Source organism: Luteimonas fraxinea (genome assembly GCF_021233355.1).
Taxonomy (GTDB): Bacteria; Pseudomonadota; Gammaproteobacteria; order Xanthomonadales; family Xanthomonadaceae; genus Luteimonas; species Luteimonas fraxinea.
On record NZ_CP089507.1, the window covers coordinates 1,582,733 to 1,598,687 of the forward strand.

The 15,955-nt window shown below is 68.4% G+C and carries 16 protein-coding genes; 8 read left to right on the plus strand and 8 right to left on the minus strand.

Going from position 1 to position 15,955, the window contains the following annotated elements; genetic code table 11:
* The first annotated feature begins 581 nt into the window (after window positions 1–581).
* From LU699_RS07090 to LU699_RS07115, 6 genes are all read left to right on the plus strand, one after another.
* Complete coding sequence (locus LU699_RS07090) at window positions 582–4,034, plus strand: hybrid sensor histidine kinase/response regulator (RefSeq protein ID WP_232136192.1); 3,453 nt, start codon at window positions 582–584, stop codon at window positions 4,032–4,034.
* A 95-nt stretch (window positions 4,035–4,129) separates the two neighbouring features.
* Window positions 4,130–4,270 (plus strand): hypothetical protein, encoded by a 141-nt coding sequence (locus LU699_RS07095; RefSeq protein WP_232136193.1) that lies wholly within the window; start codon window positions 4,130–4,132, stop codon window positions 4,268–4,270.
* Window positions 4,271–4,313: 43 nt separating this feature from the next.
* Window positions 4,314–4,934: a 2-hydroxychromene-2-carboxylate isomerase gene (locus tag LU699_RS07100; protein ID WP_232136194.1), complete on the plus strand. Its 621-nt coding sequence runs from the start codon at window positions 4,314–4,316 to the stop codon at window positions 4,932–4,934.
* A gap of 110 nt (window positions 4,935–5,044) precedes the next feature.
* Window positions 5,045–5,983 carry a DegV family protein gene (locus tag LU699_RS07105; protein WP_232136196.1) on the plus strand — a complete coding sequence of 313 codons (939 nt, stop codon included), beginning with the start codon at window positions 5,045–5,047 and terminating at the stop codon, window positions 5,981–5,983.
* Between the two features lie 344 nt (window positions 5,984–6,327).
* A complete protein-coding gene (locus tag LU699_RS07110) occupies window positions 6,328–6,669 on the plus strand; it encodes a hypothetical protein (protein WP_232136198.1) in 342 nt (113 codons plus the stop codon).
* A gap of 1 nt (window position 6,670) precedes the next feature.
* Window positions 6,671–7,357 (plus strand): Dph6-related ATP pyrophosphatase, encoded by a 687-nt coding sequence (locus LU699_RS07115; protein WP_232136199.1) that lies wholly within the window; start codon window positions 6,671–6,673, stop codon window positions 7,355–7,357.
* 10 nt (window positions 7,358–7,367) lie between these two features.
* On the opposite strand, the gene LU699_RS07120 is transcribed toward LU699_RS07115, so the two are convergent.
* The 6 genes from LU699_RS07120 to LU699_RS07145 form a co-directional block, all read right to left on the minus strand.
* The gene (locus tag LU699_RS07120; protein WP_232136200.1) at window positions 7,368–8,423 is read right to left on the minus strand and encodes a L,D-transpeptidase; all 1,056 of its coding nucleotides are present in this window, start codon (window positions 8,421–8,423) and stop codon (window positions 7,368–7,370) included.
* 99 nt (window positions 8,424–8,522) lie between these two features.
* Entirely contained in the window at window positions 8,523–9,359 is an 837-nt protein-coding gene (gene fghA / locus LU699_RS07125) for an S-formylglutathione hydrolase (protein ID WP_232136827.1), read from the minus strand.
* 7 nt (window positions 9,360–9,366) lie between these two features.
* A complete protein-coding gene (locus LU699_RS07130; RefSeq protein WP_232136201.1) occupies window positions 9,367–9,699 on the minus strand; it encodes a DUF3658 domain-containing protein in 333 nt (110 codons plus the stop codon).
* The gene (locus LU699_RS07135) at window positions 9,699–10,808 is read right to left on the minus strand and encodes an S-(hydroxymethyl)glutathione dehydrogenase/class III alcohol dehydrogenase (RefSeq protein ID WP_232136202.1); all 1,110 of its coding nucleotides are present in this window, start codon (window positions 10,806–10,808) and stop codon (window positions 9,699–9,701) included. The genes LU699_RS07130 and LU699_RS07135 overlap by 1 nt, the downstream gene beginning before the upstream one ends.
* 24 nt (window positions 10,809–10,832) lie before the next feature.
* Window positions 10,833–11,108, minus strand: coding sequence for a formaldehyde-responsive transcriptional repressor FrmR (gene frmR, locus LU699_RS07140; protein WP_232136203.1), 276 nt, complete (start codon window positions 11,106–11,108; stop codon window positions 10,833–10,835).
* A 197-nt stretch (window positions 11,109–11,305) separates the two neighbouring features.
* Complete coding sequence (locus tag LU699_RS07145; RefSeq protein WP_232136204.1) at window positions 11,306–12,184, minus strand: LysR substrate-binding domain-containing protein; 879 nt, start codon at window positions 12,182–12,184, stop codon at window positions 11,306–11,308.
* Between the two features lie 89 nt (window positions 12,185–12,273).
* On the opposite strand from LU699_RS07145, the gene LU699_RS07150 reads away from it, so the two are divergent.
* Window positions 12,274–12,801, plus strand: a complete 528-nt coding sequence (locus tag LU699_RS07150) for a Cif family virulence factor (protein WP_232136205.1) — start codon at window positions 12,274–12,276, stop codon at window positions 12,799–12,801.
* Between the two features lie 55 nt (window positions 12,802–12,856).
* A complete protein-coding gene (locus LU699_RS07155; RefSeq protein WP_232580530.1) occupies window positions 12,857–13,312 on the plus strand; it encodes a DUF4865 family protein in 456 nt (151 codons plus the stop codon).
* Between the two features lie 12 nt (window positions 13,313–13,324).
* Here the strand turns inward: LU699_RS07155 and LU699_RS07160 are convergent, their stop codons facing one another.
* Together LU699_RS07160 and LU699_RS07165 are read right to left on the minus strand one after the other, a co-directional pair.
* The gene (locus LU699_RS07160; RefSeq protein WP_232136208.1) at window positions 13,325–15,082 is read right to left on the minus strand and encodes a GGDEF domain-containing protein; all 1,758 of its coding nucleotides are present in this window, start codon (window positions 15,080–15,082) and stop codon (window positions 13,325–13,327) included.
* Between the two features lie 198 nt (window positions 15,083–15,280).
* Window positions 15,281–15,913 (minus strand): glutathione S-transferase family protein, encoded by a 633-nt coding sequence (locus LU699_RS07165; RefSeq protein ID WP_232136209.1) that lies wholly within the window; start codon window positions 15,911–15,913, stop codon window positions 15,281–15,283.
* Window positions 15,914–15,955: the final 42 nt, after the last annotated feature.

Consider the following 15,955-nt stretch of genomic DNA (forward strand, 5'->3'; position numbering starts at 1 on the left):
CTGCTTCGTAGCTCGTTGCTTCGACTTCGACGCTCCAAGCAAATTAAGGAATCAACCGCAGGAGCGAAGATCAAGGACAGGGCTTCCGCGCTGTCGCGCGGCTTACTTTTGTCTTGGCAAAAGTAAGCAAAACCGTCTTCGCCGGACGCGAGCCGATGCGATGAAGCCGCATCGGTCCCCTGTGCTCCTCGCCTGACGCGGCACGCAGCCCAAACTCGCTGCGCTCAGACATGGGCTGCTCTTCGGCCACGCCAGGCTCCGGTGCTCGGCTCGCTCTACGGCTCGATTCAAGTCAAAGGCTGAAAGCCAAAGCCGAGTCCAAAGCCGGAGTCGGAGTCGGAGTCGGATCCAAAACAACACAAAAGCAGAATGGATTCCCGCGTTCGCGGGAATGACGGCGGTGAAGCAAACGCCAACGCACAAGCACAAGCACAAGCAGAGGCAGAGGCAAACACAAAGGCAGAAGCGCGCACGACGGGAACGCGAAATAACGGCAGCGGAAGAACCTCCGGGCCCACGCCCCGGCCCACGCGCCGCCCCTCGCCCCGTACACTCGGCCGCTTCGGATCGAGGGGACGGGAATGGTGCCGGGCTGGGTACTGCTGCTGGTGTCGCTGGGCTATGCCGCGCTGTTGTTCGGTGTGGCCTGGTATGGCGACCGGCGTCCGCTGTCCCCGGATCGGCCGTGGCTGCGCACCGCTGTCTACAGCCTCGGCATGGCGGTGTACTGCTCATCGTGGACGTTCTACGGCGCGGTGGGCACGGCGGCGCGGCAGGGGCTGGGGTATCTGCCGATCTATCTCGGACCGCTGCTGTTGCTGCTGTTCGGCTGGCGCATTCTCGAGCGGCTGGCGCTGATCGCGCAGTCACAGAACACGGTGTCGATCGCCGACTTCATCGCCTCGCGCTATGGCCGTTCGCAGCGCCTGGCGGCGATGGTCGCGTTGATCGCGCTGGTCGCCGCGGTGCCGTATCTGGCGCTGCAGTACAAGGCGGTGGCGATCAGTCTGGGCGTGCTCGGCGGGCCGGACGATCCGGTCACGCCGTTCGGCGATCCGGCGTTCTACGTCGCCGCGTTGATGGCGCTGTTCGCGATCCTGTTCGGCACGCGCCAGGTCGATGCCACCGAACATCGGCCCGGCATGATGCTGGCGGTCGCACTGGAATCGCTGGTCAAGCTGGTCGCGCTGGTCGCGGTGGGCGTGTTCGCAATCGCGTGGTTCGACAGCAATGACCTGAAGCTCGTCGAGGCGACGCACGCGCTGGTCGAGAACGCGCCGCCCAGCAGTTTCGTCGCGCAGTGTCTGCTCGCGTTCGCGGCGTTGATCTGCCTGCCGCGCCAGTTCCACGTGGCGATCGTCGAATGCGGCGACGTGCGCGACATCCGCCGCGCGCGCTGGCTGTTCGGCGGGTATCTGGTGATCATCTGTCTGATGGTGCTGCCGATCGCCAGCGCCGGCGTGGCGTTGTTCGGCCGCGACGGCCCGGTGGCGCCGGACAGCTTCGTGCTCGCGTTGCCGATGGCGATGAATGCCGATTCGCTGGCGCTGTTCGCCTACATCGGCGGCTTCTCGGCGGCGACCGGCATGGTGATCGTGTCCTCGGTCGCGCTGGCGACGATGGTCAGCAACGATCTGGTGATGCCGCTGCTGCTGCGCCGCGGCTATGCCGAGCGCCACGGCGGCAACGTCGCGCGCACGGTGCTGTGGATCCGCCGCGTCGCGATCGTCGGCCTCGCCGCGCTCGCCTACGGCTACTACCGCGCCAGCGGCACCGAGACCACGCTCGCAGCATTCGGCCTGATGGCGTTCGCGGCCGTCGCGCAGTTCGCGCCGGCGCTGATCGGTGGCCTGTACTGGCGCGGCGCGAGCCGGCGTGGTGTCGAGGTGGGGTTGCTGATCGGCTTCGGCGTGTGGACCTACACGCTGCTGCTGCCGACGCTCACGCAGTCGGGCTGGCTCGATCCGCAGTGGCTGACGACCGGTCCGTTCGGCATCGACTGGCTGCGGCCGCATGCACTGTTCGGACTCGCCGGCTGGGATCCGCTGACCCACGGCACGTTCTGGTCGCTGCTGCTCAACGTCGGCGCGCTGCTGCTGGTGTCGGCGCGCTGGCGGCCGACGCTCGACGAGCGCCTGCGCGCAGCGCCGTTTCTCGATCCCTACGCCGAGCGCCGCACGTTCGCGTCCGAGGACTGGAGCGGCAATGTCGGCATTCCCGATCTGCTGACGCTGACCGGCCGCATCGTCGGCGAACGCACCGCGCGCGCAGCCTTCGACGAACACGCGCAGGTGCAGGGCAAGCCGCTCGCGCTCAATGCGCCGGCCGACCGCACCTGGCTGCAGTTCACCGAACGCCAGCTCGCGGCGGCCGTTGGTGCATCGTCTGCGCGCCTGCTGATGACCAGCGCGCTGAAGGGCTCGGGCATGGAGGTCGACGAAGTCGTCGCGATGCTCGACGAGGCCGGCCAGGAACTGCGCTTCAACCGCGAAGTGCTGTCGTCGACGCTGGAGAACATCGATCACGGTGTCAGCGTGGTCGACCGCACGATGCGGCTGGTCGCCTGGAACCGCAGCTACCAGCGCCTGTTCGGCTATCCGGACAACATGCTCTACGTCGGCCGTCCGGTCGCCGACCTGATCCGCTACAACGCCGAGCGCGGCGAGCTGGGCCCGCGCGACGTCATCGACATCGACACCGAGATCGACAAGCGCATCGCCTACATGCGCGCGGGCTCGCCGCACGTGTCCGAGCGCGTGCTCGGCAACGGCCAGGTCATCGAACTGCGCGGCCAGCCGTTGCCGGGCGGCGGTTACGCGACCAGCTACAGCGACGTGACCGACTACAAGCGCGTGGAGCGCGAGCTGCGCGACATCAACGAGACGCTGGAGCAGCGCGTCGCCGATCGCACGCGCGAAGCGGAAGCCGCGCAGGAATCGCGCTCGCGCTTCCTCACCGCGGTCAGCCACGACGTGCTGCAGCCGCTCAATGCCGCGCGGTTGTTCACCTCGGCGCTGCGCGAAACCCAGGACGGCGCCGAGCAGAAGCATCTTGCCGAACGTGTCGACACGTCGCTGCGTGCGGCCGAGGAACTGCTCGACGGTCTGCTCGACGTCTCGCGGCTCGATGCCGGCGCGCTGAAACCCGAGATCACCGATCTCGACGTCTCCGAACTCATGCGCCAGCTCGCCGGCCAGTACGCGCCGATGGCCAAGGCGCGCAAGCTCGACATCCGCCTGCACGCGCTGCCGATCGCGGTGCGCAGCGATCGCCGGCTGTTGCGCCGCGTGCTGCAGAACTTCCTCGCCAACGCGCTGCGCTACACGCGTACCGGTCGCATCGTGCTGTCGGCGCGGCGCCGGGGCGACCAGGTCGCCTTGCAGGTCTGGGATACGGGGCCGGGTATTCCCGAGCACCACATGAGCCAGATCTACGACGAGTTCCATCGCTACGAACAGAACTTCGACTGGGACGGTCGCGGTCTGGGTCTGGGCCTGTCGATCTGCCAGCGCATCTCGCGTCTGCTCGGCCACACGCTCGATGCGCGCTCCAGCGTCGGCCGCGGCAGCATGTTCTCGATCACCGTGCCGCGCAGCGTCATGGCGAGCCTGCCGCCCACCGCCACGCCGGCGCCGCTGCACGACGAATCGCTGCAGGGCCTGCGCGTGCTGTGCGTCGACAACGACGACGACATCCTCGCCGGCATGCGCGCACTGCTGCGCCGCTGGGGCGTGGAGCCACTGTGCGCGAAGACCATCGACGAGGCGATCGCGTGCATGGACGAATTACCGGACGTGATGCTGGTCGATTACCACCTGCACGACCGGCTCGACGGCCTCGACACACTCGACGCGCTGCGCGGCATCGCGCCCGACGTGCCCGGCGCGCTGCTGACCGCCGACGGCAGCGACACGCTCAAGCAGACCGCGCGCATCCGCGGCTATCGCGTGCTGACCAAGCCGGTGAAGCCCGCCTCGATGCGTGCCTTCCTCGGCGCCCAGCGGATGGCGGCGAGCCGACGCGCAGGCAGCTGACGGGCACGGTTGCGGTTGCGCCGTCCGGCTGCACGTCACGCGCGTCACATGCGGATGCCTAGGATCGGGCGCTTCTGCCTGCCCGGATACCCGCCATGAGTTCCAACGAGAAAACCCCCAAGCCGCCGATGACCAAACGCCGCCGCGTGTTCCTGTTCGGCGCCGTGGTCGCGATCGTGGTGCTGCCGCTGATCATCTACATCGTCGCGATCGGGGTCGGCGGCGGCGTGGAGTAAGCGCCACACGCTGATACCGGCACATTCGAAGATGGAGCCTGCGATGCCTGCGATCTGGTACTTCGATGTCGTCTCGCCCTTCGCGTACCTGCAGTGGCGCCGGCTGAAACCACTGCTCGCGACGCACGACATCCGCCCGGTGCCGATCCTGTTCGCGGCGGTGCTGTCGGCGATCGGCAATCGCGGGCCGGCGGAGATTCCGGCCAAGCGCACCTTCACCTATCAGCACGTCGCTTGGCGCGCGCAACGCGACGGCGTTGCACTGGTGTTTCCGCCGGCGCATCCGTTCAACCCGATCGCGGCGCTGCGCACGGTGGTCGCCGCCAATGCGGACCCGGATGTGATCGACGCGGTATTCGCGCACATCTGGGCGCAGGGACAGGCCGGTGACAGCGTCGAGGCACTGGCCCCTGTGCTGGCCGCAGCGCAGCTGTTACCGGCCGATGTCGAAGCGCCAGCGGTCAAGGCACGGCTGCGCGCGGAGACCGATGCGGCGATCGCCGCCGGCGTGTTCGGCGTGCCGACGCTGCGTATCGGTGACGCGCTGTTCTGGGGCGAGGACGCGCACGACTTCGCACTCGCGGCGCTTACCGATCCCGGCCTGCTCGACACGCCGGAAATGCAGCGCCTTGCGCAGCTGCCGGTCGGCGCCGCACGCAGCTGAGATGCGGGCTACGGCGCCGATCGCGTAGAGTGCCAGCGGGCGCGACGCGCGCCCGACCCGCGACCCGTCGGCACAGACGGGCGCCGGCCACGCGATAAATGGGAGCACGCATGCGCATCGGAATCGTCGTCGACTCGGCCTGTGATCTGCCGCCGGAGTGGCTGGCTGCTCACGGCATCCATCTGTTGCCGGTGACGGTGAAGATCGGCCAGTCCGAGTTCGTGGACCTGCGCGACGAACGCGCGACGCTGGACTTCATCGAAAGCCACGTCACCGGCCGCCACACCGCCGAGACCTCGGCGTTTCCCGCCGACAAGATCAAGGCGCTGTTCCTCGAGCAGCTGGTCATCGACTACGACTACGTGTTCTGCCTGACGGTCACGCGCCATCGCAGCCAGATCCACGACAACGCGACCCACGCGAGCTTCGCAATCCTCAACGAATACAAGCCGATCCGCGCGCAAGCCGGCCGCACCACACCGTTCGCGCTGCGCATCGTCGATTCGCAGCAGGTGTTCGCCGGCCAGGGCATCCTGCCGGTCGAAGCGGTGCGCCTGCGAGACGCGGGCGCCAGCGCGCCGGAGATCCGCAGCCGTCTCGAATTCCTCGCCGAACGCAGCTACGCCTACATGGTGCCGCGCGATCTCGGCTATCTCCGCGCGCGCATCAAGCATCGCGGCGACAAGAGCGTGAGCCTGCTCGCCGCACTGATCGGCGGCGCGCTCGACATCAAGCCGATCCTGCACTGCCATCGCGGCGACACCGGCCCGGTCGGCAAGGTCCGCGGCTTCGAACCTGCGGCCGAGAAACTGTTCGCGTTCGCCGTCGAGCGCGTGCGCGCCGGCCTGCTTACCCCGACGCTGTGCCTGAGCTACGGCGGCGAGCTCGACCAGATGCGCGCCCTGCCCGGCTACGCCGCGCTGGTCGCCGCGTGCGAGGAACACCACGTCGAACGCTTCGAGACGGTGATGAGCGTGACCGGCATGGTCAACGTGGGCTCCGGCTCGCTGACGCTCGGGTTCGCGGCACCGCCGCATGCGTTCGCGTAAGGCGTCGGGGCGTGGACGTCCGGCCCGTCGGTCCCGCGTAGGCGGGAACGGCGTCATCAAGCGCCGCCTGGCCACGATCCAGGAGCGCTGCCTGTGCGGTGAGGTATCGCGCTCCGCACCGCGCGACGCGCAGTGAATGCAGCCCTGCCCGAGGGGCGAAGGCACTGGATTCCCGCCTGCGCGGGAATGACGGCCGTAAAGAAGCTGCAGCCGTGATGGCGTTTTTGAACCGTGCCCGCTTCGGACAATGGGCGCGACTCGTGCCTACCCGCCCCACATGACGGATTTCTAACGCGCCCGGTTGCTAGGCTGACGGCCTTCTCGTATCGCCGAATGGACGCCGCATGAGTACCCGCTATCTGATCCGACTGCCCGAACCCGAGCAGGCCCGCGCTTCGGGCGAACACGCCATCCGTGCGCAGGGCGCCGCCGGCATCGCGGCCGAACTGCAGGAAGCCTTGCGCGGCGACACGCTGTTCGCCCGCTGGCGCGACCAGCAGCCGGATCCGGACGAGGTCGATCCGTCGCTGGGCATCACCGATCCCGGCGCGCAGGTCAGCGGCGAAGACCGCGATCTCGGCGTCGATCTGGTCGTGAACACCTCGATCTCCAGCACCGTGCTCAAGCATCGCCTGCGCCTGCTCGCCGGCAGCGCCTGGGAACTGCGCGACGTCCGCGCAGGCTGAGATGGCCGCAGTGCCTACGCCGGTGCTCCTGTCCTGGAGCGGCGGCAAGGACGCGGCCTGGACGCTGCACGTCCTGCGACAGCGCGACGATGTCGAGGTCGTCGCGCTGGTCACGACGATCACCGAAGGTTTCGAGCGCATCTCGATGCAGGGCATCCGCGTCGAGGTGCTGCATGCGCAGGCGCGCGCCGCAGGTCTGCCGGTGATCGAAGCCCGGATGCCGCAGGCTGCCGACAACACGATCTACGAGGCCGCATTCGCCGATGCGCTGCGATCGGCCCGCATGCGCTGGCCCGCCCTGCGTACGATCGCGTTCGGCGACCTGTTCCTCGACGACATCCGCGCGTGGCGGCAAGCGCAATGCGCGAAGCTGGACTGGGACGCGCTGTTTCCGTTGTTCGGCAGTGACACGCCGACGCTTGCGCGGGAGATGCAGCAGCAGGGATTGTCCGCGGCACTGTGCTGCGTCGACACCACCCAGCTCGACGCGCGTTTCGCCGGCCACGTCTTCGACGGCACCCTGCTCGATGCCCTGCCGCCGCAGATCGATCCCTGCGGCGAGCACGGCGAGTTCCACACCTGTGTGTACGACGGCCCGATGTTCGCCGCGCCGCTCCCGCTGGTGCAGGGCGAGACCGTGCTGCGCGACGCGCGCTTCGCCTACACCGATTTCCGTCTGCGCGACTGAGCCGCGGCGATCAGTGTTCCGGTGGCAACGCGTCGAGCACGCGCTGGCCGCGGCCGGTGGTTTCCGGCAGCACGTGCGCATCGGTCGCCACCAGCACGGTGCCGGGCCGCAGCCGCGGCAGCACGCGTTCGACGAATCCCGGCGGTACCTGCACCCCGGCCAGCAGCGCGGGATCGAGCGTCTGGCCGGCATCGGCCTCGCGGCCCGGCACCGCGATCGACTGCCACTGCGGCAACTCGCCATCGGGGACGCCATCCACATGCACCGGCAACGTGCCGGCGCCCATCACGTAGACATGCGTGCCGCGCGGCGCGGTTGACGGCGGCACGACGATCCGCGCGCGCCCGACCTCGCGCCCGTCGGCGAGTGCGATCAGGCGCTGGTCGCTGCGGCTGAGCACCAGTGACAGCGGACCGGTGGTCGCGTCATCGGCGGTCCAGCGCCAGGGCTGACCGTCGTCGAGCGGCAGGGCCGCGATCGATGCACCACTGGTGGGGTCGACCGGCGCCAGCAGCCCGGGATGCACGGCATCGGCCGAGGCGTGTCCGTCCTCGGCGATGACCACGGTCATGCCCAGCGTCGTCGCGCCGAACAGACGTCGTGCGAACTCGGTCGGCAGATGCACGCAGCCGTGCGATTCCGGATAGCCCGGCAGACCGCCGGCATGCAGCGCGACGCCGTCCCAGGTCAGCCGCTCCTGGTAGGGCATCGCGGCGTTGTTGTACTTGTTCGAGTGGTGGTCGCGATCCTTCTGCAGGATGGTGAACACACCGGTCGGCGTCGCGTGTCCGGGTTTGCCGGTGCTGACCGTGGTCACCGCGATCCGCAGCCCGTTGCGATAGACGTAGCCGCGCTGCTCGTCGAGGCTGACGACCATCACCATCGGACCGAGCGCGGGATCGTCGCCCGCCCAGATCCAGGCCCCGGGCTTCAGCGCTTCGGGCGGCGTGTCGACCGCGCTCGACTGCGGCGCGCCCCAGGACGGCACCGCCGTGGCAGCGCCTGCCGCGAACGACGCGCACAGCAGACAGAGCCAGCACAGCAGCCACACCCGTCGTATCGACATCGTCTTCGCCCCGGAACGCATGAAACGCGACGCTAGCATGCAGCGCGGACGCACGAGAACCGCGCATGCCGGCTCTTCGCCAACGATGCGCGTCCTTGATCAGGCTTGGGCGTGCAGCGCCTTCGCGTGATGCGCGATGTGCGCGCCGATGAAGCTCTGGATGAAGTAATAGCTGTGGTCGTACCTGGGCTGCAGACGCAATTCGATCGGATGACCGGCGGCCTCGCACGCGGCCTGCAGCAGCTGCGGCTTGAGCTGGCCGTCGAGGAACTCGTCGGCATCGCCCTGGTCGATCAGCAGCGGCAGGCGCTCGGTCGCGTGTTCCACCAGCGCGGTCGCGTCGTATGCGCGCCACGCAGCGCGGTCATCGCCGAGGTACGCACCGAAGGCCTTCTCGCCCCACGGCACCTGGCTCGGGGCGACGATCGGCGAGAACGCCGACACGCTGCGATAGCGGCCGGCATTCTTCAGCGCGATCACCAATGCGCCGTGACCGCCCATCGAGTGACCACTGATCGCACGTGCGCCGTTCGCCGGCAGTTCGGCCTCGACCAGCGCCGGCAACTCGTTCACGACGTAGTCGTACATCCGGTAATGCGTGGCCCAGGGCGCCTGGGTCGCATCGACGTAGAAGCCCGCGCCCTTGCCGAGGTCGTAGCCGTCGGCATCGGCGACATCGTCGCCGCGCGGGCTGGTGTCGGGCGCGACGAGCATCACGCCGTGCTCGGCCGCGTAGCGCTGCGCGCCTGCCTTGGTGATGAAGTTCTGCTCGTTGCAGGTCAGGCCCGACAGCCAGTACAGCACCGGCAGCTTCGCGTGTTCGGCCTGCGGCGGCAGGTAGACCGCGAAGCGCATCGTGCAGCCGAGCGTCTTCGAGACGTGTTCGTAGACGTCCTGCCAGCCGCCGAAACAGGCGCGGTGCTCGACGCGCTCCAGCGCCATGTCAGCGGCCGCCCTGCGGCAGACGGATCTCGAAGGTCTTGAGCACCTGCGGATCGCCCTTTCCTTCGATGCGACCGGCCTGCACCAGCGCGCGGATGCGGATCGTGTACAGCACTTCCGGCAGCTCCTCGTGCTCGTCGGGCGCGGCGATCATCACACCGGAGGCGATAAAGCCCGCCTTCTTCCAACTGCTGTCGAGCGCCGACAGGATGGACTGGTCGATCTGTTCGAGATCGCCGTCGTCGAGCTGCGCGATCGCATCGCGCTGTTCCTGTTCGAGGTCGAGATGTTCGATCGCGGCTTCGAGCGCGATGGTATCCATGAAATCAGTCATCAGTAGTGCACCACGGAGCGGATGGATTTGCCTTCGTGCATCAGGTCGAAGGCGTCGTTGATCGCGTCGAGACCCATCGTATGGGTGACGAACGGCGCGAGTTCGATGTCGCCCTTCATCGCGTCCTCGACCATGCCCGGCAGCTGCGTGCGGCCCTTGACGCCACCGAACGCGGTACCGAGCCACTTGCGGCCGGTGACCAGCTGGAACGGACGCGTCGAGATCTCCTGGCCCGAACCGGCGACGCCGATGATCACCGACTGGCCCCAGCCGCGGTGCGCGCATTCGAGCGCGGCGCGCATCACGTTGACGTTGCCGATGCACTCGAACGAATGGTCGACGCCCCAGTCCGTCATCTCGACGATGACCTGCTGGATCGGCTTGTCGAAATCCTTCGGGTTGATGCAATCGGTGGCGCCGAATTCCTTCGCCAGCTCGAACTTCGACGGATTGGTGTCGACGGCGATGATGCGGCCGGCCTTGGCCTGGCGCGCGCCTTGGATCACGGCGAGGCCGATGCCGCCCAGACCGAACACGGCGACGGAATCGCCTTCCTGCACCTTGGCGGTGTTGTGCACCGCGCCGATGCCGGTCGTCACGCCGCAACCGAGCAGGCAGACGTGTTCGGGATTCGCATCCGGGTTGATCTTCGCCAGCGAGACTTCGGCGACGACGGTGTATTCGCTGAAGGTCGAGCAGCCCATGTAGTGGTAGACCGGCTCGCCGTTGTAGGAGAAGCGCGTGGTGCCGTCGGGCATCACGCCCTTGCCCTGCGTGGCGCGCACGGCGACGCACAGATTGGTCTTGCCGCTCTTGCAGAACAGGCATTCGCCGCACTCGGCGGTGTAGAGCGGAATGACGTGATCGCCCGGCTTCACCGAGGTCACGCCTTCGCCCACTTCGATCACGATGCCCGCGCCTTCATGGCCCAGCACGGCCGGGAACAGGCCTTCGGGATCGTCGCCCGACAGCGTGAACGCATCGGTGTGGCAGACGCCGGTGTGGGTGATCTTGACCAGCACTTCGCCCTTCTGCGGCGGTGCGACGTCGATCTCGACGATCTTCAGCGGTTCGCCCGCGGCGAACGCAACGGCGGCACGTGATTTCATGATGGACTCCCGACAGAACGATGGTTACTTGAGATAGGTCCGCACCAGGGCGACGGCATCGTCGACGCTGGCGCGGCGGTGTTCGGGCGAGTCGGCCGGCTGGCCGAGTTCCTCGCGCAGATGGCTTTCGAGCACGCCGGACATCAGCCCGTTGACCGCGCCGCGCAGCGCGGCGAGCTGCTGCAGCACGGGGCCGCAGTCGGCGCCGGCCTCCAGCGCGCGCTCGAGCGCATCGAGCTGCCCGCGCATGCGACGCACGCGCAACAGGACACGCTTTTTTTCCTCGGGCGAATGCGGCATGGCGACGGCGTCTCGATACTCTGGGGGAGTATACGCGAGCACGGGCTTTGACGCAGTGACGTGCCCCGGAATATGCGCGGGAAGCGACGGAATCGCCCGCGAACCGCAACGTGTCGATGCACAGTCTAGGGACGCGATGCTGCACCTCAGCGGACTCGTGGACCGGCGCGATCGCGCCTGGCGGGTAACGCGCGCCGCTATGGATGCGAGCCTGCTTCGAAGACCGCGCGCGAATCGCGAACAAGCGCAGCGAGGTACTCGACGATCGGATGCGTCGCCCCGTCGAGCGTGTGGAGATGCAGCCCGACCGGTGCCAGCTTCGGCAGCGCGAGCGCCGCGTCGGCCTGCGCCAGGCAAGACGGCACGCCCAAGGGCGTGCGCGGCGTGACCCCGAGACCGGCTTCGGCCGCCGACCACAACGCGGAGACGCTGCCGCTCGACGTAGCGATGCGCCAGGTGCGCCCGGCCTGTTCGAGCGCCGTGATCGCCGCATCGCGAAATCTGCACGGCGCCTCCAGCACCAGCAGCGGCACCGGCGCGTCCGCGGGCAGCGACAGGTCCGGATGACTCCACCAGTGCACGTCCAGCGAGGCGACCTGCGCGCCGGCGTCGACTGCCTGCGCGCCGAACACGATCGCGAGATCCAGTGCGCCCGCATCCAGCGCACGGCGCAACTCCGCGCTGCGTCCGATCTGCAGTTGCACGCGCACCAACGGATAGCTGCGCGTCACCCGGCCGAGCGCCTGCGCGAGCCAGCCGTCCGCCAGATCCTGCGGCAGGCCCAGCCGCACTTCGCCGCTGGCGGCCATGTCCCGCAGGGCCAGCAACGCTTCGTCGTTGAGATCGAGCAGGCGCCGCGCATACCGCAGCAGGGTGTCGCCGGCGGGCGTCAGCCGCTGACGCTTGCCCTCGCGGACGAACAGCGGCTGCCCGAGCCGGTCCTCCAACGCCTTGAGCTGCAGGCTCACCGCGCCCGGCGTGCGATGCACCACGCGCGCGGCGCGGCCGAAGCCGCCGAGTTCGACGGCGGCAACGAAGGTGCGGAGCGCGGACAGATCCAGATTGGTCGTTAGCATCGCTAATCTGACAGGTGAGCAGAACTCGTTTTCCTGATCATGGCCGGCTTTCTAGACTGCGTCGACACCTTCGAACACAGGTCGCCGACATGCCCCGCCTACGACTCCCACCCGCATCGCGCCGCCGCATCGGTGCAGCGCTGCTACCTCTCCTGCTGGGCGCGGCGTGCGTGCATGCCACCGACACGCCGGCGCCGGCGCACGCTGCGATCGTGCAGGTGCTGGAAACCTACCGGACCGCGGTGTCCACCGGCGACGAAGCCCTGTTCGCCACCACACTGCTCGACGACGACATCCCCTTCCACGCCGTGCGCGCACCCGGCGAGGTCGACCCGGCGCTGGATTCGCGCGCGACCCGCGGCGTCGCCGCGTTCCGCCGGTCGGTGTTCCACAGCGGCCGGCGTTACCGTCAGGGCTTCAGCGATATCCGGATTGCGCAGGACGGCGCGCTGGCACAGGCCACCCTGCGTTTCGTGACCCTGCGTGACGACGGCAGCGGCGGCGCAGGCTGGAAGACGCTGACACTGATCGACGTGGGCGGCCGGTGGAAGATCGCCAGCGAGTTCTACACCGTGGGCGATGTGACCGATGCCGACCGCTCGGCTGCGGCGCCATGAGGCCGGGGCCGTTCGATCACCACGCGAACGCGCGTCTGAAAGACGGGGTACACCGATGCTCGTGACCCATTACGCGATCCCGCTGGCCGACGCCCAGCTTACCGAAATCCGTGAGCGCATCCGTGTCATCGGGCCGGACTTCGACGTGCTGCCCGGCCTCGCGGCCAAGTTGTTCCTGCTGGCGAGCGACACACCCTGCTACGCGCTGTACTACCTGTGGAGAACGCCGGACGCACTGCACGATTTTCTCGACGGCCCGCGCTTCGCCGCGCTGTGCGAGCGCTTCGGTCGCCCGGAACTCACGCATTACCTCACCCGCGCACCGGTCTTGCCGTTCGTGCCGGGCCAGCGTCTGGACATCGCGCCATCGACGGGTACGCCCATCGCAGGCGACGTGCTGCTGGACGACCTGCGCCTCGGTGGCCGCACGACGCTGCGCAGCGCCGCGCATGGACGCTTCGAGGTCGTCTACGTCGCCGGTTCGCACAACCTGCCGGCCACGCTGTCCTGATGTTTGGCGCTGTCAGGCCTGGCGTTCGAGCACGTGCACCGACAGGCCGCGACGCTTGGCTTCGCGTTTCGCGCGCGCCGCACTCGACGCGATGTCCTCGGCGCCGCTGCGCTCACCGGCGGCGACCTGCACGATGCCGATCGTCAGCGTGGTCAGCGGGAACGTCGCGTAGCGGCCGCTGCGGTCCTCGCCTTCGAGCACGCCGCGCGCACGGTCTTCGGGATCGAACAGCGCCAGCGCTGCGGCATTGAACTCACCGACCACGCGCTCGCAACGCAGCGCCCAGTCGTCGCTCTGCATCAGCATCACGAAATCGTCGCCGCCGACATGGCCGACGAAATCCCAGCGCGGATCGGCATGCCGCAACAGCGTGGACGCGACCAGCTGGATCATGCGGTCGCCGAGGAAGTAGCCGTACTGATCGTTGTAGGGCTTGAAGTGGTTGAGATCGCAGTAGCAGGCGACGAAGCCCTGGCCGGTTTCGACCAGCCGCCGTACGTGCTCGGTGATCGGGATATTGCCGGGCAGCTGGGTCAGTGGATTGGCGTAACGCGCGGCGTCGATGCGCAGCTCGGTCACGCGTCGCACCAGTGCCTCGCCGGTGCCCACGCCGCGATAGCGCCCGTTGTCGGTGATGATGAAACCGTCGTAGAGATAGCGCTGGTCTTCGCCGAGCAGGATCTGCGACATCTCGTCGACACTGCGGCGCACGTCGCACAGCACCGGCGATGCGTTCATGTGCGTCGTGCAGGGTTTGCGGCCGAGCAGTTCGCGTGCGAACGGCATCGCCATCTGCTCGTTGAACGCGCGGCGGTTGATCAGGCCGACCGGCAGATCATCGCGATCGACGACCGGAATCGCGGTCAGCTGCGGGTTCTGCCGAAACAGCACTTCGGCATCGTGGTTGGTCGCCGAGTCGCGGATGCTCGGTGCCTCGATCAGCATGTGTTCGGCGAGGATGCGACGGAACGCGCTGGGCCGGTCGTCGCGCGGCCAGACCTGGATCTTGTCGTCCGCGGTCGCGCGCACCGCGTCGGACACGGTGCGCGAGATCGTCGCCGACGGCCGCCCGAGCAGGTAGCCCTGCACCAGCGGAATGCCGAGATCGCGCAGCACGCGCAGATCCTCGATGCGCTCGACGCCCTCGGCGATCAGTTCGGTGCCGAAGCCGTCGGCCACCTGCACCAGCGCCTTGAGAATGTTGAGCCGCCCCGCGCTGTCGGCCAGGCCATGCACGAGGAAGCGGTCGATCTTGACGAACTCCGGCGACAACTCGTGCCACAGCTCGAAGTTGGAATGCCCGTTGCCGAAATCGTCGAGCGCGATGCGCACGCCGGCCGCGCGCAGATAGCCGATCGCATGCGCGAGCTGCTGGCAGTCCTCGACGATGTCGCGCTCGGTGATCTCGACCACGTAGTTGCGCAAGTCGCGGCCACCGGCCTGCAGCGCTTCGAGCACCTGCTGCGGCCGCGTGCTGCCGCCGAGGATCGCGTGCGCGCTCAGATTGAGCAGCAACAGGCCACCGCCGGCGAAGTCGTAACCGGCGGCCGCGCCGCGCACCGCGCGCGTCTCCAGTTCGCCGAGTACGCCTTCGGTGCGGGCGCGATCGAGCAGCTGCAGCGGCGAACTGCCGTCGTCGGGTCGCATGAGCGCCTCGTGCGCGATCACGCGGTGGTCCTGCAGTCGCACGATCGGCTGGTAGACCATGGCGAAACCCGCTGTGGCGGCGGATACGCCGTCGTCGTTGGCGGCGATGGCGACGGCGCTCATGCGCGCAGCCGCTGGAAGACAGAAACGAACAACAGCATGGGAAGTCCCGGGTCGTGATGCGGCAGACGCTGACTGACCGGGGGACGACAGTGCAGAAACGGGCGCGCGGCGACAGCGGTCGCGCGGACCCGTGCCATCCATGGCGGATGGCATTGCACCGGGGAAATGTGACAGCGGCGTTTCGGCGCCGCCGCGGGCTCAATCCTGCTTCGGCATCGCCGCGTCATCGAGCGCGCTGGCGCGCTGCCACGCGGGTCGCGCCTGCAGCCGCTCGACGTACGCAACGAAGGCCGGACGCGCCGGCAGCGACTTGAACATCAGGCCCCAGGCGATCTGGCTGCCGACATAGACATCGGCCGCAGTGAAGCGCGCGCCGGTGATCCACGGTGCTGCGGAAGCCGCGGCCTGCTCCAGCACGTCGACGGTCTGGTCGAAGCTACCGTAGCCGACCATCCTCGATCGTTCGGGCGGCGCCAGCAGACCCAGCGACTTGGCCGTGACCGCGGTTTCGACCGGGCCGGCGGCGAAGAACAGCCAGCGGAAATACGCGGCGCGCGACGCCGGCGTCGGATCCGGCAGCAGATCGGCCTGCGGGAATGCGTCCGCGAGATACGCACAAATCGCAGCCGCCTCGGTGACCACGGCGCCGCCATGCACCAGCGTCGGCACCTTGCCCATCGGATTGACCGCGAGGAATTCCGGCGAGCGGTTGCCACCGTCGAAGCCGACGAGCTCGACGCGATACGGCTGCCCGGTTTCCTCCAGCATCCAGCGCGCGATGCGGCCGCGGGACATGGGATTGGTGTGGAGGACGAGGTCGTCTGCAGTCATCGGAATGCTCCTGTTGCGGAAAGCGGAGTGTGCGCCGGGCAT